The organism is Methanohalophilus levihalophilus, from assembly GCF_017874375.1.
Lineage (GTDB): Archaea > Halobacteriota > Methanosarcinia > Methanosarcinales > Methanosarcinaceae > Methanohalophilus > Methanohalophilus levihalophilus.
Genome location: NZ_JAGGLK010000004.1, coordinates 93625 through 115092, shown reverse-complemented (window position 1 = coordinate 115092; position 21468 = coordinate 93625). Strand labels below are relative to the sequence as shown.

General features: G+C 42.1%; 23 protein-coding genes and 1 tRNA gene. 12 read left to right on the top strand and 12 right to left on the bottom strand.

What is annotated here, in order from left to right; genetic code table 11:
* Positions 1 to 52: 52 nt before the first annotated feature.
* A complete protein-coding gene (locus tag J2755_RS11215; RefSeq protein WP_209683814.1) occupies positions 53 to 793 on the top strand; it encodes a proteasome assembly chaperone family protein in 741 nt (246 codons plus the stop codon).
* A 5-nt stretch (positions 794 to 798) separates the two neighbouring features.
* Positions 799 to 1188, top strand: a complete 390-nt coding sequence (locus J2755_RS11210) for a DUF473 domain-containing protein (RefSeq protein ID WP_209683811.1) — start codon at positions 799 to 801, stop codon at positions 1186 to 1188.
* A 3-nt stretch (positions 1189 to 1191) separates the two neighbouring features.
* Here J2755_RS11210 and J2755_RS11205 read toward each other — a convergent pair whose 3' ends face one another.
* Genes J2755_RS11205 through J2755_RS11190 form a run of 4 tightly spaced genes read right to left on the bottom strand, consistent with a single transcriptional unit; the run spans position 1192 to position 4447 of the window.
* On the bottom strand, positions 1192 to 1827 hold the full coding sequence (locus tag J2755_RS11205; RefSeq protein WP_245312960.1) for a DUF169 domain-containing protein: 636 nt from the start codon (positions 1825 to 1827) through the stop codon (positions 1192 to 1194).
* A gap of 18 nt (positions 1828 to 1845) precedes the next feature.
* Positions 1846 to 3465 (bottom strand): O-phosphoserine--tRNA ligase, encoded by a 1620-nt coding sequence (gene sepS / locus J2755_RS11200; RefSeq protein ID WP_209683808.1) that lies wholly within the window; start codon positions 3463 to 3465, stop codon positions 1846 to 1848.
* A gap of 22 nt (positions 3466 to 3487) precedes the next feature.
* The gene (locus J2755_RS11195) at positions 3488 to 4123 is read right to left on the bottom strand and encodes a haloacid dehalogenase (protein WP_209683805.1); all 636 of its coding nucleotides are present in this window, start codon (positions 4121 to 4123) and stop codon (positions 3488 to 3490) included.
* Between the two features lie 51 nt (positions 4124 to 4174).
* Positions 4175 to 4447 carry a UPF0147 family protein gene (locus J2755_RS11190; RefSeq protein ID WP_209683860.1) on the bottom strand — a complete coding sequence of 91 codons (273 nt, stop codon included), beginning with the start codon at positions 4445 to 4447 and terminating at the stop codon, positions 4175 to 4177.
* A gap of 289 nt (positions 4448 to 4736) precedes the next feature.
* Between J2755_RS11190 and J2755_RS11185 the strand changes: the two genes are divergently transcribed.
* A complete protein-coding gene (locus J2755_RS11185) occupies positions 4737 to 5300 on the top strand; it encodes an Sjogren's syndrome/scleroderma autoantigen 1 family protein (protein ID WP_209683802.1) in 564 nt (187 codons plus the stop codon).
* Here J2755_RS11185 and J2755_RS11180 read toward each other — a convergent pair whose 3' ends face one another.
* The 5 genes from J2755_RS11180 to mtaA all read right to left on the bottom strand — a co-directional run bounded on the left by J2755_RS11180 (position 5301) and on the right by mtaA (position 12346).
* Positions 5301 to 7547: a DEAD/DEAH box helicase gene (locus J2755_RS11180; RefSeq protein WP_209683799.1), complete on the bottom strand. Its 2247-nt coding sequence runs from the start codon at positions 7545 to 7547 to the stop codon at positions 5301 to 5303.
* A 75-nt stretch (positions 7548 to 7622) separates the two neighbouring features.
* Positions 7623 to 9365: a glycine--tRNA ligase gene (gene glyS / locus J2755_RS11175; protein WP_209683796.1), complete on the bottom strand. Its 1743-nt coding sequence runs from the start codon at positions 9363 to 9365 to the stop codon at positions 7623 to 7625.
* A 547-nt stretch (positions 9366 to 9912) separates the two neighbouring features.
* Positions 9913 to 10701 carry a 2-amino-3,7-dideoxy-D-threo-hept-6-ulosonate synthase gene (locus tag J2755_RS11170; protein WP_209683793.1) on the bottom strand — a complete coding sequence of 263 codons (789 nt, stop codon included), beginning with the start codon at positions 10699 to 10701 and terminating at the stop codon, positions 9913 to 9915.
* Positions 10702 to 10748: 47 nt separating this feature from the next.
* Positions 10749 to 11264, bottom strand: a complete 516-nt coding sequence (locus J2755_RS11165; RefSeq protein WP_209683791.1) for a deoxyuridine 5'-triphosphate nucleotidohydrolase — start codon at positions 11262 to 11264, stop codon at positions 10749 to 10751.
* Between the two features lie 50 nt (positions 11265 to 11314).
* Entirely contained in the window at positions 11315 to 12346 is a 1032-nt protein-coding gene (mtaA, locus tag J2755_RS11160) for a methylcobamide:CoM methyltransferase MtaA (protein ID WP_209683857.1), read from the bottom strand.
* Between the two features lie 193 nt (positions 12347 to 12539).
* Here mtaA and J2755_RS11155 point away from each other — a divergent pair, with 193 nt between their 5' ends.
* A complete protein-coding gene (locus J2755_RS11155; protein WP_209683788.1) occupies positions 12540 to 13385 on the top strand; it encodes a DMT family transporter in 846 nt (281 codons plus the stop codon).
* A 143-nt stretch (positions 13386 to 13528) separates the two neighbouring features.
* A complete protein-coding gene (locus J2755_RS11150; protein WP_209683785.1) occupies positions 13529 to 13933 on the top strand; it encodes a hypothetical protein in 405 nt (134 codons plus the stop codon).
* Positions 13934 to 14027: 94 nt separating this feature from the next.
* Here the strand turns inward: J2755_RS11150 and eif1A are convergent, their stop codons facing one another.
* A complete protein-coding gene (eif1A, locus tag J2755_RS11145) occupies positions 14028 to 14372 on the bottom strand; it encodes a translation initiation factor eIF-1A (RefSeq protein WP_209683782.1) in 345 nt (114 codons plus the stop codon).
* A gap of 402 nt (positions 14373 to 14774) precedes the next feature.
* On the opposite strand from eif1A, the gene J2755_RS11140 reads away from it, so the two are divergent.
* From J2755_RS11140 to J2755_RS11125, 4 genes are all read left to right on the top strand, one after another.
* On the top strand, positions 14775 to 15128 hold the full coding sequence (locus J2755_RS11140; protein ID WP_209683779.1) for a hypothetical protein: 354 nt from the start codon (positions 14775 to 14777) through the stop codon (positions 15126 to 15128).
* A gap of 189 nt (positions 15129 to 15317) precedes the next feature.
* Positions 15318 to 16208: a CHASE4 domain-containing protein gene (locus J2755_RS11135; protein ID WP_209683776.1), complete on the top strand. Its 891-nt coding sequence runs from the start codon at positions 15318 to 15320 to the stop codon at positions 16206 to 16208.
* The gene (locus J2755_RS11130; protein ID WP_245312958.1) at positions 16195 to 17118 is read left to right on the top strand and encodes a sensor histidine kinase; all 924 of its coding nucleotides are present in this window, start codon (positions 16195 to 16197) and stop codon (positions 17116 to 17118) included. The genes J2755_RS11135 and J2755_RS11130 overlap by 14 nt, the downstream gene beginning before the upstream one ends.
* A gap of 87 nt (positions 17119 to 17205) precedes the next feature.
* Positions 17206 to 18543 carry a hypothetical protein gene (locus J2755_RS11125; protein ID WP_209683770.1) on the top strand — a complete coding sequence of 446 codons (1338 nt, stop codon included), beginning with the start codon at positions 17206 to 17208 and terminating at the stop codon, positions 18541 to 18543.
* Positions 18544 to 18595: 52 nt separating this feature from the next.
* Here J2755_RS11125 and J2755_RS11120 read toward each other — a convergent pair.
* A tRNA-Val gene (locus J2755_RS11120) sits at positions 18596 to 18672 on the bottom strand.
* A gap of 104 nt (positions 18673 to 18776) precedes the next feature.
* Here J2755_RS11120 and J2755_RS11115 point away from each other — a divergent pair.
* Genes J2755_RS11115 through J2755_RS11105 form a run of 3 tightly spaced genes read left to right on the top strand, consistent with a single transcriptional unit; the run spans position 18777 to position 21205 of the window.
* Positions 18777 to 19391 (top strand): magnesium transporter, encoded by a 615-nt coding sequence (locus tag J2755_RS11115; protein WP_209683767.1) that lies wholly within the window; start codon positions 18777 to 18779, stop codon positions 19389 to 19391.
* On the top strand, positions 19388 to 19948 hold the full coding sequence (locus tag J2755_RS11110; protein ID WP_209683763.1) for a magnesium transporter: 561 nt from the start codon (positions 19388 to 19390) through the stop codon (positions 19946 to 19948). The genes J2755_RS11115 and J2755_RS11110 overlap by 4 nt, the downstream gene beginning before the upstream one ends.
* Before the next feature lie 54 nt (positions 19949 to 20002).
* Positions 20003 to 21205: a potassium channel family protein gene (locus tag J2755_RS11105; protein ID WP_209683760.1), complete on the top strand. Its 1203-nt coding sequence runs from the start codon at positions 20003 to 20005 to the stop codon at positions 21203 to 21205.
* 14 nt (positions 21206 to 21219) lie between these two features.
* Here the strand turns inward: J2755_RS11105 and J2755_RS11100 are convergent, their stop codons facing one another.
* A complete protein-coding gene (locus J2755_RS11100) occupies positions 21220 to 21459 on the bottom strand; it encodes a hypothetical protein (RefSeq protein WP_209683758.1) in 240 nt (79 codons plus the stop codon).
* Between the last annotated feature and the right edge of the window lie 9 nt (positions 21460 to 21468).

The window sequence follows — 21468 nt, the reverse complement described above, 5'->3', positions numbered from 1 at the left end:
GTATTCACCATGAAATAAAAGAGGATAACATTTAGTCAACAGAGGTGGTTTTTTGTCAGGCAAGGAGTTTGAAGATGTCAAAATAACTACCAGCGAGATCAAATCGAAGGATCCTTTACTCATCGAGGGTTTCCCGGGCATTGGTCTGGTTGGTAACATAGCAAGTCAGCAGATAATCGAGGAGCTTTCCATGGAATACATAGGTTCTATGGAATCACGCTTTTTCCCTCCGATTGCCGTCCTTTATGAGGGGATAATAAACATGCCTGTTCGCATTTACGAAAGTGAGGAGCAGAATCTCATAATGGTTGTTTCTGATATTCCTATAAGTCCATCAGCATCCTATGATGTCAGCAAAGTGCTGATTGACTGGGCTTCCGCCGTAGGGGTTAAGGAAGTGGTTTCAATTGCCGGAATTGCCACTATGGCTGATGAATCAAAGGTCTTTGGTGCAGCAACGACAGATGATATGCTGAAGAAAATTGAAAATGAGGTTGAGATTTTCCAGATGGGCACGATTTCCGGTATTTCAGGCAGTATAATGTCTGAATGCTTCATGCAGGCTATTCCTGCAATAAGCCTTCTTGGCGCGACACGCAGTCAGAATCCGGATCCAAGGGCTGCAGCAGCCGTAATAAACTCCCTGAACTCAATTTATGATTTGTCCATAGATACGGAAAGCTTGATTGAACAGGCAGAAAGAATAGAAGTGGAAATGCAGAAATTGGCCGAAGATGTACGTACAAGTGAACAATCAACTTCCCCAAGAAAAGAATTCCCGATGTACGGGTGATAAATATGGAGTACAAGACGCTAACAAGTATTTCATATTCTGCTATGCAGGATCTCAAGGATCATATGCTCAGGACTATTGAAATACGTAGTCCTCAGAACTTCCTTGCCTCCCTGGATCTTGAAGTTGGTGAGGAGATTTTCCTGACTTCAACCAGTACACAGGATTTAACTCCCGGAACCATGGGAATTATAGGTTCAGTTACCCAACATCAGGTAGCGACTCATCGAATTGTTAACAGCAATGACAGCTACTATGAGGAAAGAGAAACCACAATGATCAGGATACAGATTCGTCCCCGTTGTGTTGGAAGGGTTAGGAAGGTTTTGTCTAATCAGATAGGTCATGTTACGGTAACTGAAGCAGAAGCAGTTTCATTTTACGATGCAAGATAATTTTTATTGCCGGGTTTCGGGGAGTTTCCCCAGTGCCCGGTTAATTTGTTCCACTAAGTCGTAATGCAATCCCAGTGGGACTTCGGAGTCGGGGTAGAAGCTATGCTTTCTTGAACCCTTACAACCAAATGATAATCCGATGCCGCTCTCCAAGGGTCTTGCAGTGCAGTCGCCACATACGGAGGCTGCACCGATTGTGTCAATTATATTTTTCTCCCCTTTCAGGTAAGCGAATGCCTGAACAATCCTCATTGCGGATTCAGGTTTCAGGTATAAAATGCAAATATCAAAGGGATTTTTTGTAAGGGAAAGTGGTACGATTTCAATAGACTCGTATTTCCTTTCAATTCTTGGCAAATTTGTAGCTGCATTTTCTGCTGCTTCTTCATCCTGATATCTTCCGCTTTTGAGATAATACTCAGAAGGCGGGATTTCGGATTTTCCAAGTACATAATCCCCTGGACCGCACCGCTGTGAGTTGATATGGAACTTTTTCCCATACCTTGCTTCACTCACCAGCTCACAGTATAATTTATCTGATGCTTTCCCGTCACTGGATTTTAGAAATGTGATGCACACTGGCTCTCCATCGTCCATGAGCGTGCATAATTTGTCCATTTCCGGCAGTTTTCCAGACATTAAAAACCTTCATCAAATTCACTCTATTTCTGCACGTATTGTTGTAAACACAGGTCCACGGATGTCAATTTTCTTTTTCTTTCCAGTGATGAAGCGTTGTGCAAGTGGATTTAGTGCAATGTTGATCTCGGCCGGGGTTTTAACAATCCTTGCACGGGTTTCGGTTTCTGTTAAACCGTTTTCAACTGCCTTTTCGATTTCCCTTGCGGCTTTTGAAGCAAGGGCATCTATGAACTTTATTCCAGTTCTTGCAGAATGGTTTTCGAAAGCTTTCTTCCACTTCTTTGTGTCTGGAAGCCCAAGAATGTCATTGTTGTATGCAACAACTTCATTGAAAGCTGCAGGGCCGCAAAGTTTTGTTTCTTCTTCAGGTTCAACAACAGAAACTTTGACTTTCTTACCCATTAGTTCCCCTTCCCATGCGGCAAATTCACAAGGGCTGGGTTCACTTGCATGTAATTCCGCTTCACGGACAATAGATTTGAAAATCTCTTTTCCTTCTTCAGTTTTTGGAATTTCTGCAATGGAAATCATTTTTGCGAGGTCACTGTCAGAGAGTTCCCATTCGGAATACTGGGCAATCTGTGGGTAGGACATGCCCCTGAGATCTGTTGCTTCAAAAAGTATCATGGCTAACCGCTCAACACCAAGTCCCAGATTCATCACCGGATAAGGTATATTATACTTGGAAAGCGCAAGTGGGGAGTAGATTCCAAAAGTTGCAATTTCTATCCATCCGTCAGAGTATTTGGTATTTGATCCAACTAGCTTGGGATGGTATGCGAAAACTTCGATTTGCGTTTCAGGGGTGTAATATTTACTGCGTTTCTCATCCGGCCTGAAAAGGAATTTTTCAAACCCGAATTGGGAAAGCAATCCTTCAGAAACTGCTTTGCCGTAATCCACAGTGACGTCTTCATCCATTATCACACAGGATGCGGAGTAATAAGTCATGAGGCGAGAGGCATCTTCCTGCTGCTCTCTCCTGAAACATCTGTCAATTGAAAACAAATGGAATGGCGGTTCCCTGCGTCCAATCATTTCCGAGAGGCTGATAAACCACCCGGATGTCATGTGGCTTCGTAGTGTTTTAGTTGCTGCAACAGGCGTTAGTTCCTTGAACTCCGGGAAAATCTCTTCGATCATTTCTGCAATGAGGGAATCTGAAAGTCCCAGCTTTCCTGACATTTCGGAAACAAGATCGTCACCTTCAATTGTTCCTTTCTTGTATGCATGCAATTCCTCGCGGATAATTGCAATTCCTTCGTCCCCTACATCCCCGAGCATTTCCTTTATTTTCGCAATACGCTCGTCCGATATTCCTACATTAGGGCGTGGAAGGCCTGCGAGGTAGAAACACCTGTCAAGAACAGCCAGGGCCTCAGGTCCGAATTGTTTGTGGACTTCAGTTTCATCGACAATAAGAGGGTTCATCATTTCCTCAAAACCCAATCTCAGGTATGCTTCCCTTAGCTTTGATATTGTATCGTAAACCGGATGGGGTTTCCCGTACCGAAGGGATACCTGAGGGTACCTCTCGTTTAAAATAGGAAATTTTACATAGGAGGCAGTTTCATTCCATGCACGGTCAAAATCTTCCTCCGCCTGTTTTTTGATGGATTCGGGATCAAATTTCATGATAATTACCTGTGATTCTCTATTAATTGGTTCTATTTAACGCCTGCTGGAGTTCACGTTGTTTAATTGCACTTGCCAGTTCCCCCCGGGTTTTGTCTGTAAGGGAACGCATCACATCTGTGCGGCGCCTCAGGTTGGACGTTAGTGCATCCGGATGATCAAACATTACCAGAAGTGAGTAAATGTTGTCCATCATGTCTAAATACTTTTTTCCTTCAGATGACTGCCCTTTCATTATCATATCAAGGATATGACGCCGGAGTTCTCCTCCTGTGTCGGCTAGCCCGTTGAGGTAGGCACTGTCCTTTACACCAAGCTCTTCCGGACCCGGAATATCTGGAAGAATTTTTTTTTCGCAAAGCAACTCATAAGTTATATAGCACTCTACATACTCTTGTTGCGCGGTATCAAATGTGCCGGAATAGTATAATTCCGGATAGGGTGAAAGCAATTCATGCATTTCTTTTAAAAGCCCGGCTGCCTCATCTTTCAGGGATATTGCCTGTTTTATATCTCCCCGATGGATTCCCATTATGGATTTGCGGCAACATCTTACGACATTGCGTGCAAGAATAAGCCCTTTCTCTCTTACCCTGTCCCTTGAATCTAGACGTTCAAGAATTCCAAATAATTGAGAAGTTTCTGCTTCCGGAACCATTTTCCTCCATGTCCCCGGATGTGTACAAAAAAGACAGTAGTTGAGTGAGAATCACTCGTCGACTGGAATTGTTTCAAGCTGACTGGCAACGTTCCAGATCAGTGTCCTTGTGTGAAGTGGTATGTTGGGATCATTACTGATGTCTTCGAGAATTGATATACTCATGGAAGTTCTCAGGTACATTGGTTCGTCAACGTTGTTGAGTCTTTCCACTATTTCGTTGGCAGAGCGCCTTATATTGCGTGGTACTGAGTTATCATTTCCAATTTGTTCCAGCACCTGAACACATTGCTGTATTACATCTTCAGTATTAGCCGACAGCATTTTAATCACCTTTGCACATGTAAAAATACGTAAAATAAGTGTTACCTGCTGTAATGTAAACAGGCATATCCTATAAAAGTATATTCATGATTTCCATTCAAAATGCAGATTTTTAAATAGGAAAACAGGCTTAGGATAGTTACTGACTGTAGGTAGTAAAAGAGTTTTATGCTTTGAATACCTTAAGTTATGAGTAATACCTCGTTTGATGGAAATGTGGATAGGCAGCATTAATGTCCTGACTAATATAGAACACGTTATATATTATGTTGCCTTATAAGGTGGTTATATGTCAAGTGCTGAAAGCATCAAAGACGGCGACTATAAAATTCAACAGATATCACGTTTACTGGAATCAGGGGGAACTATGCTTGCACAGCATTGCAATGTTTGTGGTGCTCCTTTTTTCCGCTATCATGGTGAGATTTTATGTCCGGTTTGCAGTACTTTGGGTGAGCAAACATTAGCAACTCCAAAAGAGGAATCGGTTTCTGTTTCTCGGGCAGAAAGTAAACAATCTTCATCAATAGCTGTCAGTGAAGAGGTTGCGCCAACAATTTCTTCCGTAAATGAAACCGTTTCTGCCCCGGAGGAAGGGGATAAGAGTGAAAAATTGGTTGAATCCGCTGCTTCTTCATCAAAAGAGCAAGTTGTAACTCCTGACAAATCAACCACCGCTTCTACAGATTTTACTTCAACTTCCGATCCCCAAGCTCTTGGACGGGCTCTTTTGCAGAATCTTGAAAAGGTTGCATTGCAGATGTCAGGGGAATCAGACATACAAAAAGTTACCGAAAAACTTGATCTTGTTGAAAGGACTCTCAATCTTGCCGAACGCATAAAGAAATTGTAATTATGCCTTGTATTCGCTGGCAACAATTTCTTTTATTTTTGCAGCCGTTTTTGGACCTATTAGTTTGACCTTCAGGAGTTCTTCTTCAGTTGCAGACATTACTTTTTCCACAGATCCAAAATGTGACAGCAGATTTCTTGCAGCCACAGGCCCAATTTCATTAATTGCAGATATGATGTATTCCTGCTGCTCCGAAAGCAGGCGTGCCGTCTTTTTCCCGTGGGCATTAACCACTCTTTTTTCATCTGATTGTTCACGCTTTGCAATCTGGTAAATCAGGGAAGCGGTATCATCTGCATCCCGGGTGTAAATAACACTGATTCCAAAGTCGAGGTTGATGGATAGCAATGCTCCATGAATGGAGTTCGGGCTGATCTTTCTGCCGGTGAATAAACCTTCTCCTTCAAGAAGCAAGATTCCTTTTTCGTAAGCATTCGCGAGGTTTGAAATCTGATCAAATAATTTTCCTTCTATGAGGGAACTCAGAAAGTCGCTGGTTTCTTTTCGTTCAATAGCGAGTCTGTCGCTGACCACATAATCCCCTACTTCAAGGGTTTTTAAGGTAAGGTCTGCTCCGATCTTTTCCAGATTACGCGCAACAGTGCTTCTGATTTCACGCTGATCAACCACAACCTGGATTTTATCTTCATCTTCAAAATCTGAAAGGCTTTGTTGTTTTTCGGCGGGCATCTGGAATTCCTCAACTACATCTCCATTGTTGGAGTCCTGCAACATTCGAATACTGTTTTGCATATTCCTTTCTTTTCGTTTGCTGCTCCAGTAATAACCTTCATCGCGCGTTCCCTTGGTGACAAGAACAACAACTCTTCCTTCGTTTTTCCTTCCGGTGCGCCCCTTTCTCTGGATGCTACGTATCTCTGAAGGGATCGGTTCGTAAAACAGCACAAGATCCGTGGATGGTATGTCCAATCCTTCCTCGGCTACGGATGTTGCCACAAGAACGTTGTATTCTCCCTGTCTGAACTTGCTGACAATCTCTACCTGTTGTTTTTGCGTAAGCCCCTTATCTTTATATTTTGAACTCTGTCCTACGAATTTGACAGGGGAGATGCCATTGACTTCTTCCAATGCCGCAGTCACCATTTCCGCAGTATCCCTGTAGTTTGTGAACACGATTACTCTGGAATCAGTTTTGTCTTTAAGCTGCTCTCCAACAATCTCTTTTACAGCTTCGAGCTTTGGATGCTCAGATCCACATTCCTTAAGCCGATGGTATAACTGGCGTATGTGAATATCTTCTGCAAGCCGTTTCGATGCCTTGCTCCCACTCTTTGTTCCGGCTTCTTTTTCGAGCCTGTCCATATATTTGTTGAGAGCTTCAATTCCCTGTGTTTCAGTAACTTCTACTGCATGGTTTACTTTCATAATCTCTGCAAGAATTGATAATGCACTGAACACAGTTGGATCTGGTTTTCCTCCTCTTATTTCTCCCTGTAATCCTCTCTGGAGGGCAAGAAGTTCTGTTTTGGAGGTTTTTTTCCCAAACGGCAAACTGATATCAAGGTTGGCAAGTTTTTTGTACCTGTCATCAAGCACTTTGTCCAATAACTCTTTGAGTTTTTTCATCTCTTCAGGAAGATTGATTTGCATCCACTCGATGTTCTTTTTCTGGATGTAAGGAACTACATCAGCGTCATCTTCCGTTTTTACTGCGATATTCCTGATGTGGAGATTCTCGCAGATCTCGCCTATTTTTTCATCAGTACTCCCCGGACTTGCGGTAATTGCAAGAGTTAGGGGATTTCCAGCTTCCTTGAAGTAGCGTTCTGAAATGTAAGTATAAGCATATCTCCCAACAGCCCGGTGTGCTTCATCAAATGTAATGTGTGAAACATCTTTTAAGTCAATGCGTTTTGCAAGAAGATCGTTTTCAATTACCTGCGGGGTAGAAACGACGACCTTTCCTTTTTTCCACATTTCTTCCCTCTGGGATGGCGGAGTGCTGCCTGTAAATGTGAGGATCTCATCTTCAGGTATATTCATAACTTTGCGGAAAAAGTCCGCATGCTGCTCCACAAGCGGTTTCGTAGGTGAAAGAATCAGTGCTTTTCCTCCTGCTTTTTCAAGCCTTGAAGACATGACCAGAAGTGCGACAATTGTTTTTCCCAGTCCTGTTGGTAAAACTACAAGTGTTGGGGAGGATAGTGCACGGGACGTCAGATCAAGCTGGTAAAGTCGCTGTTCAACGGTATCCGTTTTGATCAATGGGTGGGTAATATACTGCATGGTCTCGCAGAAAGCAGGTTTGTAAAAAAATAGGAAGTTCCCCCTTTTAATGTTTTGTAAAGGGGATTGAAAGTATTATTGAAGCTTACCTGCGTCTTCAAACCTTATTTTCCCGTAAATTAATTCTGCAAGTGTATTTTCAAGTGCGTCTATTGAAGTGCGAACCTGCTTCATAGTGTCGCGGTCTCGGATTGTTACCGTGTCGTCCTCAAGGCTATCATAGTCAACGGTGACTGCATATGGTGTTCCTATTTCATCGTTACGGCGGTAACGCCTTCCGATAGTTCCGGACTCATCATAGGAGGCAAGTATTCCACGGTTGGTGAGTTTCCTGATTATTTCCTTTGCGGGGGTCGCAAGCTCTGGCTTTCCCATCAGGGGTAGCACTGCCACCTGAACAGGTGCAACCTCACTCTTGAATTTCAGCACCGTTCTTTCTTCGTCCTCAGCATCTTCTGAAGCAACACTTTCAGTGTTGAAAGCATGTTCCATCAATGAATAGAAAATCCTGTCAATGCCATAGGAGGGTTCTATTACGTGAGGTACGACAGTTTCACCGCTAACTTTCTCTTCTACTTCTTCAAAGGTAACAAGTTCGGATGGAACCTTATACTCCTCACCTTCAACTGTGACCGTGATCTCTTTCTGTGACAGGGTTTCTTCATCAAGTTTTTGCAATTCATCTGCAACAGCTTTTGCTTTATTCCTGAAAAGTGGCCCAAGCTTGCCCATATCAGGCTTGACTACAAATTTCCTGATCATTTTAGGCTGATCATATTCCTTGTAGATTGCAAGCTCTTCCTGGCTCATTTTAGCATGTGCCAGCAAGTCGTAGTCTGTTCGGTCTGCAATTCCTACGGTTTCAACCCATCCAAAGCGCTCCATCCAGATTTCCGCATCCCAGCAGTCAATAGCATAGTGGGCCATTTCGTCTTTCATATGCTGCCTGAAACGAAGTTTGTCCGGTGCAATTCCAATACGCTGCAGGAAATTATTGGTCAGTGCAATCTGGTATGCCAGGAATTCATGTGCAATGATATTATTGTCTATTGCTTCACGAATGGTCATTGACTCTGTTTCCCCCTTTTCCTGTGCATCCTGGGAATATAGGGTAAGGACTTCATTTTCAAAACGTGCAATTTCAGGATGTGTCTTTTCTGTAGGATCAATGAATATTTCTGCTTCAGCCTGTGTAAATTCTCTGAGGCGAATGACTCCCTGACGTGGGGAAATTTCATTTCTGTATGATTTTCCAATCTGTGTTGTTCCAAATGGAAGCTTTTCACGATAGAATCTTGAAAGCCTCTGGAAATTCACAAACATCCCCTGGGCTGTTTCGGGTCGCATGTATCCGTTACGTCCGTTTCCAGGGCCGATTTTTGTCTGGAACATCAGGTTGAATTCGGTGGCATTCCCAAGTTTGCCTCCGCATTCGGGACAGGTAACATTGTGCTCTATGATTATTTCGTCCACTTCTTCATTTGAAAGTGCATCAGCAATTTCTACGATATCGCTAATCAGGTGATCTGCCCTGAATGCCTCGCCGCATTCACTGCACTCGCAAAGCGGATCGGAAAAACCTCCAACATGGCCTGAAGCAACAAATACGTCTTCAATACCGATTGTGGGGGTCTCAATTTCCATAAATCCTTCTTCAATCACATACAATTGGCGCCAGATACTTTCAATCCTGCGCTTCAAAGTGCTTCCGAGAGGACCATAATCATAAAATCCGGCTGTTCCTCCGTAGAGCTCAAAGGAACTCCATAAAAAACCCCGCCTTTTAGCGAGTTCAATAACCTGTTCATACCTGTCCATAATGGTTCCTCATAATGGTTCGTAGTGAATATTGGGATACATCTTCCATATTTCCATTCCATTTAATGTTATCGCAATACAAATGTCATTATTATGATGAGAATAATGATAAGTTATATATAGGAGTAGCCTGATATATAGGAAATAGAACAAGACCAGCATTCATATCGTACCACCACACCACCACCAATTTATAGCTATTAATTTGGCCATACCACCTTTCGTCTGGTCTTGTTTCTTTTCTACCTTCTTTTTTTGAAATAATCAAAGTATAACAGTTATTTCACTTCCAGCAGTAAGCATAAAAAAGCTGGATTTTTTATGTTGAAAATATTGTCTGTTTTCTATTATCTGGATAAATATTATTCAACATCAATATCTCATCATAATGATGAGAATAACAGAAAAGTTTATATAAGATTACTATGATAGATGAGAGTAGAACAAGATCAGCATTCATATCGTACCACCACCACCACCTTATATCGATTTAATTGGCCATACCGCCTTTTTGTCTGATCTTGTTTCTTTTCTATCTTCATTTTTATTATTTCATAGCTTCTTCTACGCTTTTTCCGCCATGAACAACTTTATGAATTCTCTGTACCATTACAGTCGGATCAGCTGCCTGGAAAACATTTCTTCCAATTGCTACACCTTTTCCTCCTGCAAGAAGGGAATCATGGATCATTTGCAAGAGCTGTTCATCGGTATCCATCTGAGGTCCTCCTGCAATGACAACCGGAACAGGGCAACCATCAACGACTTCCCTGAATGAGTCAATATCTCCGGTATAATTTGTTTTTACGATATCTGCCCCTAGTTCAGCTCCTACTCTAGCAGCATGTTTCACGTATTCGACATCATGCTCGGAAGCAACTTTTGGTCCACGTGGGTACATCATAGCAAGAAGTGGCATTCCCCATTCATCGCATTTGCTGGCAATATGGCCAAAATCCTGAAGCATTTTTGCTTCATCATCTGCTCCAACATTTATGTGGACAGAAACAGCATCTGCTCCAACTTTAATTGCTTCTTCCACAGTTGTGACAAGAACCTTGTGATTTGGATCAGGCCCGAGGGATGTTGATGCTGAAAGGTGGATAATAAGTCCCACGTCTTTCCCATATCCTCGGTGTCCGTATTTTGGGAGTCCCATGTGGCCCAATACGGCATTTGCTCCGCCATCTGCTACCTTGTTCACAGTTGATGGTAAGTCAGTCAATCCCTTAAGGGGTCCTGCACCGACGCCATGATCCATGGGGATAATAATTGTATTTCCGGTATTACGATCGAATATACGTTCTATCCTCACTGATTTTCCAATTTCACTCATATGTCCGCATTAAGACATCATTGTACATATCTTTTGTGTGAGTATGTTTAGCATATATTCTCGTTCTGATAACGACCGGAGTACCCTTTATCAACAGCACTTTCCATTGAGTAAAATACGAGCTGGATTACACGTGCATCCTTTTGCAACCGGATTCCTTCCCTGTTAAATACTACAAGAAGGCACTCGCTTCTTCCTCTGTAACCTGCATCCCATACTGCAGTTTCGAGTGTTGCCCCACAGCGTATAATACTTGAACGTGGAGTCGCAAGGGCTGCAGTGTCCTTTGGGATGTTGACGATTTCGTTAAAAAGAATCTTGTAAATCCCTTCTTCAAGTTCGATCCATCCGTCGGAATTGAAATGAAGTGGTGTGGTTTCGGGAATTACTCTTTCCGAGTTGTCAAAATCAACTGTTCCCCTTCCCTGAAGTGTATGGACCTCTTTTAGGGTAAGTTCAATTCCATTTGGCTGGATCTGAATGCACTCATCCTTCATTCCCTCAACCATCGGTTGTTCGGAGTGAATAAGTTCCAGTAATCTGTTTTTTGAAAGCAGTGCCATGTACTCTGGCTAAGCGTCTAAAGTTTTTATTCCTTTTGGAAATTAACAGATCATTCAATTCCCTGATAATATTCATCCCTTGCACTAACAAATGCTTTCAGGTTTCTAAGTGGTGTGTGGGGTGCAAGGCCACATCCGGGTGCCAGTATGTCCACTCCTTTTTCAATACAGGTTTTTGCTTCCTCAATCACCAATTCAGGTGTACCTGCCAGAAGCACCTGAACAGGTGAAACATTTCCTATCAGGCATGCCCTGTCTCCAATAACTTCTTTTGCGTATCCGACATCGACTTTCTCTTCAATGCTTATCCCTTCAAAACCGGATTCAGGTATTAGATCAAGAATAGCTGTAGCGTCTCCACACATGTGTGCTATCATCATTCCCTTAGTTCCGGAAGCAATTTTCTTGTGTTCTGGCAGCACTGAGGATTCATAAAATGTCGGAGGAACAAGATCAGGCCCTGCTTCGGAATCAGGCATACAGACTGCATCTGCTCCACTATCAAATAGCCCGTTAGCATATTCAGTGCAAGCTTCAGTTCCGATTTCCAGCAGGTCTCCGAGGGCTTCAGGCTCCCTGATGGACCACATCAGATAGTTCCGAACTCCTGCAAGTGCTAACGAAATTGCAGCAGGTCCAAGCATGCCTGCAACTACAGGCACATCTTCCCCGACTCTTTCCCGCATTATTGAGGTTGCTTCAAGAATCGTGGCAATCCTTTCGCTTTCAAGGAAATTCTCTGGTATGCTGATATTCTTGATGTCTTCTATCTTTTTACATGGAAAATCAACAACTCCCGGTTGGGCATCCGCTGTTCCTTCCATGATTGTGCATCCAAGGGTTTGCGCAATTGCTGTTCCGTCAAAGGGGCAACGTACTGCTTCAAGTCCGGCAACTTCATGCCCTGCAATTGCCAGAGTAGCCATTTTTTCCGCATCATAGTGTGCTTCAGGCCAGTGTGCACCGCATGCTTCCATGAGATCTACGGTTCCGGTTTGCGTAACGGCACAAACCGGTACCTTGTCAACCTTCTCTCCTCTAAGAGATCTTACAAATCTTTCTCTCTGTGTGACGTCTGTAATGGTGCTTCCTCCGCCTTTTTTTATGATACGCTTAATCCGTAAAAGTCCATTTTCACTTTAAAGGGCTGTATAGGTTTTTCAGTTTAGAATATATTTTAACCTGTTGATCTGATTTTTTTCCCGGAACAAGGGGTGCATATATAAAGTGATCAGCAATATCATTTATCTGACTCCAGTTTTCAGGAAAAGCAAAATGTTACCTTTAGATTTTCTCGTAGTATTTCTTGGTCTTTCAGCAGCCCTTCTCTGGGGGGCTGGTGATTTTAGTGGCGGGCTTGCTTCAAAAAGTGTAAATGTGTTTGTTGTTGTTTTGATAGCACAGTCCGTGGGAATATTGCTGTTGCCAATTCTTGCTTATGCTTTCTCAGAAGCCTTTCCGCCGCTTGAAGGAATTGTATGGGGAGGGTTTGCGGGTCTTTTTGCAGGTATCGGGCTGATTGTGTTTTACACAGCTCTCGCAAAAGGAAAAATGGGGGTAGTGGCCCCGGTGTCTGCAATAATCACTGTTACGGTTCCTGTTGTTTACGGAACATTCAATGAAGGTTTTCCATCTTTTTATCAAATTGCGGGATTTCTTTTTGCTGTCATTGGGATCTGGTTCGTTGTGAGTATGAACCATGAGACAATCCCGCATCTGGATGATTTCAAATATCCCGTACTTGCAGGTTTGTGTTTCGGATTGTTTTTTATTTGCATTGACAATTTCAGTGAAACTGCAATTTTCTGGCCTCTGACTGTTGCAAGAATATCTGCAATAGTCATACTGATTAGCTTTTTTTTGTTCACCAAAGACATTAGGATCCCGGAAAAATCCATTCTGCCGCTAATAATTTTTTCAGGATTGGCGAATGTAACGGGAACCGTTGCTTTCTCATTAGCTTCCCAGATTGGAAGATTGGATGTGGCCACCGTCCTGTCATCTCTCTCCACAGGAGTAACTGTGCTGCTTGCCTGGATTATCTTGAGACAAACCCTTATCAGGAAACAGTGGTTTGGAGTAACAATGTGCTTAATTGCAATAATCCTGATTTCGGTTTAATAAATTCAGTTATGTGGATAGGTGGACTGCCGCGAGCAACAATTTATTAAACAATTGTAAGGATAAAATTTTGTAAGTAATGATTTTGTTACTAATTTGATCGTGAAAATCAGCTTGAATCGGGGTTCTGGAGGAAATATACAATGGCGCTTAATCCGGGAGACTATGCTCTCATAAATATGGTATTGCAAACAATCCTGCTTTTTGGAATAATTGCCGGGATTACATATGCCAGAAAAAGAAATACAAGAGATCACTGCAAAATTATTTCTGTTGCCTGGCTTATCCAGCTGTTTTCCATTGTGCTATTCATGTCACCTGCCATGAGAGCTACAAACTATTCAGCTATTGGTTCGGTGCTTGGGACTGAAGTACTTCTTCATCATGGTCTTGGACTTTTGGCTTTTCTTCTGGTTCCCTATCTACATCTAATCCTGTCAGGAAAATTGAAAGCAATAATCAACCTGAGAAGCCTGATGAAAGTAGCAGCATTTTCATGGACTCTTTCGTATCTCCTTGGCTTGCATATCTTCGCAATGGTTGCCTGAATGGCTATATCTAGAAACCCATAGGTGGCAAAGTTCGATTAAAGAAAAGAAGTTAGATCTGGATGCACAGGACAAATCCTGCCATCCACTTTACTTAAAAGTCTTTCAGGAAACCTTTTTTCTGAAGCCAGGTAACTTCAGGTGGCCTGTATTTCCAAACAATATCGGCTTTTGAATCCTGTATTTCCCAGGGAACAATAAGTACTACATCGCCTTCCCTGATCCTCATCCTTCTTTTAGAACCGGGGATACGGCCCATGCGGGTCACTCCATCCATGCACCTCAGGTTTACCCGCTTTCCTCCGAAAAGTGTGGTTACTGTTGCAATGATTTCATTTTTGCGTTTATTGGGAGTACGCACTTTTGTTGTCTGCTGCTCTCCCGGGTTTCCCTGCTGACCTTTTTTCTTTTTATTGAAACTTCTGTTATTCAGGTTCATACCTCTTTTTACATTATTAAGCTAAAATATATTTACTCCGAAATAATCAATGGCTTATCCGGAATTATCAACATATATCTGATATCATTGGACGCTTTTTTCATGATTATATGATCTTTAGCTACAGTCTACGGAAAGGAGTTCAACTTATTTAAATTGAATCGAACTCAGGGAGATTAGTGCTTTTATTATGCAGCCTAAATAAAAGGAGATAGGTATTTATGCACTTTACACTAACTGTAACTGGGAGTTTGATAGGGGTTTGAGCGCAAAGCTGTATCTTAGATCTGGTATCCCGCTTACTCTTCTGTTCTCTCTCAACAAGCTTGTTTCCACATAGGACATTAGAGTATGGTTTGGTGCTCTTCTGTTCTGGAATATAAGTGATAAGAAGGTAGAAAGATGAATGTAAGAAATATTATAGTGGTGGCAAGTATTGTCACTTTATTCTGCTTGCTGACGATGAGTCCTGCTATAGCAGAACCAGTAAAGAAAGTCGAAGCTTTTGTATGTCCGGTTTTTAACCCGAATTCAGCAGTGGGTGATCACAATCCAAATGCAATCAATATTGCAAATGGAGATCATTCAATACTTCCTGGCAAAGCAGGACAGCATGGGCCAACAGTCGATGAAGTCCTGATGGTTCCAGTACATGCTACAAATGGTGATGGTACCGTTTCTCCTGCTGGTGCACATGCATCACCAGGATACACAAACTATTCCGCAATATGGAATAATGAAATCCTCGAACCTTAAGAGTGTTTTTACACTCTTATTTTTTAGTATTCAGAATTTAATTGTTTAGTTCAGTTTTGATTTTTTCAGATAATAACTTACTTTTGTTTCCTTTTAATAAATTCTAAAATGACCTACAAAAGAAGGTTTTTATATCTTTTCTTTTATATTAATTTTAAGCCAGTTTACATGTGGCAATCGGGCTGAAAAATGGAAATTCATAAAAAAACGCTCCTGATTCTTGGTATTACAATCATAACCTTAATTATCGTTCTCTTTTTATCAGCTCAGGCTATCCTGATTTCCGGATTTGCCGATCTTGAGCTACAGGACACAGAGCAGAACCTCGAACGTGTCAAAGTTTCCATCTCGAATGAATATACTCGTTTAGGGATTCTGGCATATGATTGGGGTGCCTGGGATGACACCTATGAATTTGTTGAGGATCATAATGAAGAATATATTGATTCAAATCTGGTTGATTCAACATTTTATGCTCTGGATGTGAATGCAATGCTTTACGTAAACTCTTCTGGCTACCTTGTTTATGGAAAAGCCATGGATCTGGAAAATGAAGAGGAGGTTCCGATTCCTCCGGAATTATATGATATGATCTATGAGGGAAGTTTCATCTTAGATCACCCTGATACAGAGAGTAGTATCTCGGGAATACTCCTTTTTCCGGAAAACCCTATGATTGTGTTTTCACGTCCCATTTTGACCAGCAATGACGAAGGTCCTATAAGGGGAACTTTGATATTGTGCAGATATCTTGATTCTGCGAAAATTGAAGAGCTAAGTGAAAATACACAGTTGTCTCTTGATGTCCATCGTTTCAACGATTCTTCCAATCCTTTAGATGTACAGGTTGCCCAATCTTCCCTTTTGGCATCATCTTCTGTTTTCATCCAGCCTTTAAGCGAACAATCAATTGCCGGATATACAGTAATTAATGATATTTATGGAGATCCTGCTCTTGTTTTGCGAGTGAACTTACCACGTGGTATCTATGAACAGGGCCAGAGTACTATTATCTTACCTTGTATTGTCTATAGTGGTTGCCGGACTGGTGTTTGGGGCAGTGATAATGATCCTTCTTGAGAAGTCCATACTTTCGCGCCTTTCAAGGCTTGGAGAGGATGTTAATTCCATTAGCTCAACTGGTGATCTTTCATCTCGCGTCTCATTAGATGGTGACGATGAGCTGTCTGCTCTAGCATTGGAAATTAATAATATGCTGGAAAACCTCAATCAAACTGAAAACAGACTGCAACAGGCTAAACTGAGCGCAGAGGCTGCCAATCGTTCCAAAGACGAATTCCTGGCCAATATGAGTCATGAGTTGCGCACTCCTCTTAATTCTATTATTGGATTTTCTGAGATTCTTATGTTAGATAAAATCGGAGAGTTAAATGACAGGCAGGAGAAATATGTTCGAAACGTTTCAAAAAGTGGAAAGCATTTGCTGGGTCTGATTAATGGTATTCTTGATATCTCAAAGGTGGAAGCCGGAAAAATGGAACTTCACTATGAAGAGTTTACAGTTCCATCCGTAATTGATGAAGTAAAGATGATAATCGCTCCGCTTACATCGGAAAAGAATCTCAAACTGAAAATAGATATAGACTCTCACTTGAGTACTATTGTTGCTGACAGGATCAAGTTTGTACAGATTATCTATAATCTTGTCAGTAATTCCATTAAGTTTACACCTGACCGGGGAACGATAAGCATTGATGGGAAACTTGATGGGAAAATGGTCTCTATTTCAGTTGAGGACACAGGTATTGGCATCTCAAAAGAGAACCACGATCTGGTATTCCAGCCGTTTTCACAGATCGATTCGGCTGCCAATCGCCAGTATGCAGGAACCGGTCTGGGTCTTGCACTTGTAAAACAGTTCGTGGAAATGCATGGTGGGGATATTTGGTTTGAGAGCGAAGTGGGCAAGGGTACGAAATTCACTTTTATTATACCTGTTGAAAAAACGATGAATGATCTTGATGTGTGACACGGTTTGCAGATCTGTTTAGATCAATACTGTTGCTTGAAATTGAATTCTAATCATTTAGGCAACAAAAAAGATCTAATGAGGTCTATGCAACAAACTTTTAAAGTTCCATATCCTCATTTCGTTGCAGTTATGAATTTCATTGAAAGGATTTTTGGAAAAAAGCAGGAAGAAGCACCCTCTCAGCCTGTCGTTTTTGAATTAGTTGAGCTTTCGAGCATCGTTCAGGATGAAATAAAAAAGCAGGAAGAACTACTCGATCCTGTTGTTAAAGACAAATTCGAAGATATAACACATTACGTCGGAGAGTTGGATAAGCTAAAGAATGATCTTCTTGAAGCAACCCCTCTCGAAGAAGCAGGCAAAAGAGGTGAAAAACTTGGTGATTCGAACAGGGATAATGTTGTTCATAATATGGAGACCATCCATAATAAATTGAAAATTCCTGAGAACAATTCTCCTGTTGTGGCTGCTGAGTTTTGCATAGATGCAAAATCCACACTGAAGATTGTTCTGGATAATACTCGCAGGAGCCTGATGTACATAAAAGCACTCTATCCGCAGGAGCACCAGAAGATAAATAAGGGACTTGCAGACCTCGAAGACACAATTGATGGACTATATTCCTCTGTTATTGAAGGAAATGAAAGGATAGAGGATTTAATGAAGATTTCAGAAGAAGCATCAAACATCAAAAAAATCCAGAATGGGATGAAGGCGAGCACAACAGCCTTAAGTGAACTGGCTGAAAAGTATGAATCTGCAAAGAAAGCTCTATCTGATTATGATTCTAGGTTGGCGGAACTTGATAACAGCGGGGATCTCGAGATGGCAAAGGATCTTGAAAACAAGATCCGGGAGCTTGATAGTAAAATATCTGATATTGGATTGGAAGCACGGCGATTATTCACACCTCTCTCAAAAGCTATTTCCAGAATGGAAAAACAGGACAAAAATGAAATGTGCGTGCTTTCTCCGGAGAACAGGGAGATTCTTAAGTCAATTAACGAGAACCCGTTCCATGCTATCGAATATGATCTCGATCCATTTCTTTCAGAACTTGCCAGCAGGGTGGAGAGTGGAGAACTTGGCCTGAAGGATCATATGTGTGATAAAGTTCTAAAACAGGTACATGTACTAAATGACAAAATGAATACTTCATCCCTTGTTGAACAGAAAAAAGCCTATCTTTCTGAAAAGGAAAAACTGAGGCAGGAATTGAATGGTCTCAGCATTTATCGACAACGGGAAGAACTTGAAAAAGAGATAGAAGATCAGCAGGTCCTGATAAGTTCTGTAAATAGCGATATTAATTCAGAGAAAACACATCTGAATAACCTCGAAGAAGAACTGGAAAGAGTGAGATCGGTGCTTCTTTCAGATGTAAGACATGTTTTTGGTGATAAGACGGATATCAAATACTAAACGTGTTTGGATTTGAATCAAAGCTGCCATTATAAGACAGAAAAACGAAATTTGGTGGGCCCGCTGAGATTCGAACTCAGGATCCCCGCCGTGTAAAGGCGGTGTCATAACCGTCTAGACCACGGGCCCGCATTATTGCATCTCCCTAATGGAAAAGCTGGTATATATCATTTTTGCAGTCATGTCGCTCTTTTGGAAGGTTTTTTATACATAAAAAAGTCTGATTACGGTTAATGGCTGATTCATCCCATGAAACCGAAGCCGATATAGAAGAATACTATCTCGGTGACTATGCAAGTGTCGGTTCTATTGTGCGGGAAGCCCTCCCCTTTGAACTGTTAGCCACAGTCGGAGGTGTGCTTGCAGGTCTTATTCTTTCAGGAATGACCGATGAATTGGCAATGATTCCCGGCTTGATTGTGATTGCTCCAGCCGTGCTGGGGATGCGGGGGAATATTTCTTCCACACTTGGTTCAAGGCTTGGCAGTGCCATTCATATGGGTCTGATTACCGAAGTCGACAGGAAAAACCCTGAGCTTACCAACAATATTTTTGGTTCACTTCTGCTGAGTTTAATGCTATCCATTTTTCTGGGTATACTGGGCCATCTCATGACTCTTGCAATGGGGCTGGAAAGTGCAGGTCCTTTGATCCTCATAACAATTGCTGTAATCGCCGGAGTATCGTCGGGTTTGATCCTTTCAATAGTAGCAGTTCTCTTTGCTCTGGGTATGTTCAGATTCGGATTTGATCCTGACAATGTAGTAACTCCATCAATTGCAACCATTGGGGACATTGTATCCATGATAATGCTCTTTGTTGCGGCAAGGGTGGTGCTTCTGCTATGAGCTACTACACCATTCAGGGGATTGTACGGAGCAGTGCTCCAATTCTCGCATTTACATCAATCATAGGAATTGCTGCGGGACAAATTATGAACACAAGACTTGACAGTCTACTCTCACTTCCCATCCTGTTACTCCTGATTCCTGCTCTCATCAAAATCGGTGGGGATACTGGAAGCATGCTTGCTGCAAGGCTTGCCTCCGCTTTCCATATGGGTTTGGGTACCACGCAGATCCACAAGAATCCGGTAGTAAGAAACAGCTTGATAGCAGCTTTTATTGTAGGCACCAGTGCATCGGTAGCTGTTAGTGTTCTTGTCTGGATAGCGGGCCACTTCTTAACTATGTCTTTACCTTTCCTTGTAATTTTTCAGCTATGCATCATAGCCGAAATTTTTGAATTGATTGTCGTTTATGCCGCAACACTTGGAATTGCCATCGCATCTCATCGATTCGGTCTGGATCCAGATGATACCATTATTCCTATGATTGCGACCCTGGGAGATCTTGTGGGAGTGCTGGCAATATTTGCAACAATTAACCTCTTTAACATAATTTAAAACTAAAACCACTAATATACGAAAATAGATAACATATATTCAGGTCCGAAAACCATGTATCCAAAGGAAATAAAATACTGTCCTAGAAACCTGAAAGATCTTCTTATCGAGATGAAAGACACTTCTGAATTGATGGTAGATCTTGCCTATTCGGCAATGGTCTATGATGATGAGGACATCGCACAGGAAGTACACAACCTCGAAGAGAGGATGGATACTTATTTCTACCACATGAACATGGCTGCAATGCTCAGCACCAGGAAAGTGGATGAAGCAGAGGAAATGACCGGTGTTCTTCAGGTCGCATCTTCCTCTGAAAAGATTGCCAATGCAGCAGGTGACATTGCCAAGATCGTGCTGATGGATCTGGGAATTCCCCTTGAGCTCAAAATGGCATTACGTGAAGCCGAAGAAACAATTGTTCGCTCAACTGTAGGTGAAAGTTCCCCAATGGTAGGTACTACACTTGGTGATCTTGAGCTGGATACTGAGACCGGAATGTGGGTAATCGCTATCAGACGTAATACTGATTGGGTCTATGCTCCTGATCATTCAACAAGGATAAGGGAAGGTGACGTTTTATTTGCACGTGGTCATGATGAAGGAGTTCCCCTATTCGTGGAACTTGCAACAAACCGCACATATCTCCCACAAAGAATAGCCCATGAACGCGTTCTCAGGGATCTCGAAAAAGCCGTTGATATTATTGTGGACATGAAAAACATGGCTGAACTTTCTGTCGGCCTCGCATACTCTGCAATTCTCTTTGACAATATTGATATTGCAGAAGAGGTCAAGGCTCTTGAAGTTGAAATGGACTCCATGAAATATGATCTCCAGCATTGGGTTCTGGAAACGGCCAAGCACGTTGAGGATGTTGATCAACTAAAAGGTCTGCTTCACCTTGCAAATGCATCAGAAGGAATTTCAGATGCAGCATATAGCATTGCTGACACGGTCCTGAGAGATATCGAATTGCATCCAATCATTACCCTTGCAGTCAGGGGCTCTGATGAGGTAATCACTCGCCTTGAGGTTGATGATTGTTCTCCTATAGTAGGAAAGAGTTTTGGCGATCTCAAACTGGGTACTGAGACCGGTGTACACATCATGGCAGTAAAAAGAGCTGGAAGATGGGTTTATGGGCCAAGTGCAAGAACAAAAGTAAAAAGCGGCGATCTCCTGATAGGGCGCGGTTCCCATACAGGAGAAGAAGCGCTTATGGAAATGTGTGCCTGTCCTGTAAGAAAGGATTAATCTCTTATCCTTTTTTACTTCTTTTCGTATTTGCTCATTGCAGAACGAGCCATCATATTTGAGCCGAAGATGTATATCACCATGACAACTCCAAGCCAGATGAAATTTTCTCCCACATCTGCCATATCCACGTATTTCAGGCCAAGTCCTATGGCCAGTAGTATCATGCTGGCAAGCCCAATTTTCCTGTTCCTGTCCCGTACCCTGATGTAGTTTTGTTTTTCCAGCATGTAGTTTTTCTTTTCATCTTTCATAATCGTATC

Bases quoted from the DNA above. Each gene is read 5' to 3' on its own strand.
- J2755_RS11125 (WP_209683770.1), top strand. From the start codon at position 17,206: ATGCAACAAACTTTTAAAGTTCCATATCCTCATTTCGTTGCAGTTATG.
- J2755_RS11135 (WP_209683776.1), top strand. From the start codon at position 15,318: ATGGAAATTCATAAAAAAACGCTCCTGATTCTTGGTATTACAATCATA.
- J2755_RS11170 (WP_209683793.1), bottom strand. From the start codon at position 10,701: ATGAGTGAAATTGGAAAATCAGTGAGGATAGAACGTATATTCGATCGT.
- J2755_RS11155 (WP_209683788.1), top strand. From the start codon at position 12,540: ATGTTACCTTTAGATTTTCTCGTAGTATTTCTTGGTCTTTCAGCAGCC.
- J2755_RS11180 (WP_209683799.1), bottom strand. From the start codon at position 7,547: ATGCAGTATATTACCCACCCATTGATCAAAACGGATACCGTTGAACAG.
- J2755_RS11190 (WP_209683860.1), bottom strand. From the start codon at position 4,447: ATGCTGTCGGCTAATACTGAAGATGTAATACAGCAATGTGTTCAGGTG.
- J2755_RS11140 (WP_209683779.1), top strand. From the start codon at position 14,775: ATGAATGTAAGAAATATTATAGTGGTGGCAAGTATTGTCACTTTATTC.
- eif1A (WP_209683782.1), bottom strand. From the start codon at position 14,372: ATGAACCTGAATAACAGAAGTTTCAATAAAAAGAAAAAAGGTCAGCAG.
- J2755_RS11100 (WP_209683758.1), bottom strand. From the start codon at position 21,459: ATGAAAGATGAAAAGAAAAACTACATGCTGGAAAAACAAAACTACATC.
- J2755_RS11205 (WP_245312960.1), bottom strand. From the start codon at position 1,827: ATGTCTGGAAAACTGCCGGAAATGGACAAATTATGCACGCTCATGGAC.
- J2755_RS11115 (WP_209683767.1), top strand. From the start codon at position 18,777: ATGGCTGATTCATCCCATGAAACCGAAGCCGATATAGAAGAATACTAT.
- J2755_RS11185 (WP_209683802.1), top strand. From the start codon at position 4,737: ATGTCAAGTGCTGAAAGCATCAAAGACGGCGACTATAAAATTCAACAG.
- J2755_RS11130 (WP_245312958.1), top strand. From the start codon at position 16,195: ATGATCCTTCTTGAGAAGTCCATACTTTCGCGCCTTTCAAGGCTTGGA.
- J2755_RS11165 (WP_209683791.1), bottom strand. From the start codon at position 11,264: ATGGCACTGCTTTCAAAAAACAGATTACTGGAACTTATTCACTCCGAA.
- glyS (WP_209683796.1), bottom strand. From the start codon at position 9,365: ATGGACAGGTATGAACAGGTTATTGAACTCGCTAAAAGGCGGGGTTTT.
- J2755_RS11195 (WP_209683805.1), bottom strand. From the start codon at position 4,123: ATGGTTCCGGAAGCAGAAACTTCTCAATTATTTGGAATTCTTGAACGT.
- J2755_RS11150 (WP_209683785.1), top strand. From the start codon at position 13,529: ATGGCGCTTAATCCGGGAGACTATGCTCTCATAAATATGGTATTGCAA.
- J2755_RS11210 (WP_209683811.1), top strand. From the start codon at position 799: ATGGAGTACAAGACGCTAACAAGTATTTCATATTCTGCTATGCAGGAT.
- J2755_RS11105 (WP_209683760.1), top strand. From the start codon at position 20,003: ATGTATCCAAAGGAAATAAAATACTGTCCTAGAAACCTGAAAGATCTT.
- J2755_RS11110 (WP_209683763.1), top strand. From the start codon at position 19,388: ATGAGCTACTACACCATTCAGGGGATTGTACGGAGCAGTGCTCCAATT.
- sepS (WP_209683808.1), bottom strand. From the start codon at position 3,465: ATGAAATTTGATCCCGAATCCATCAAAAAACAGGCGGAGGAAGATTTT.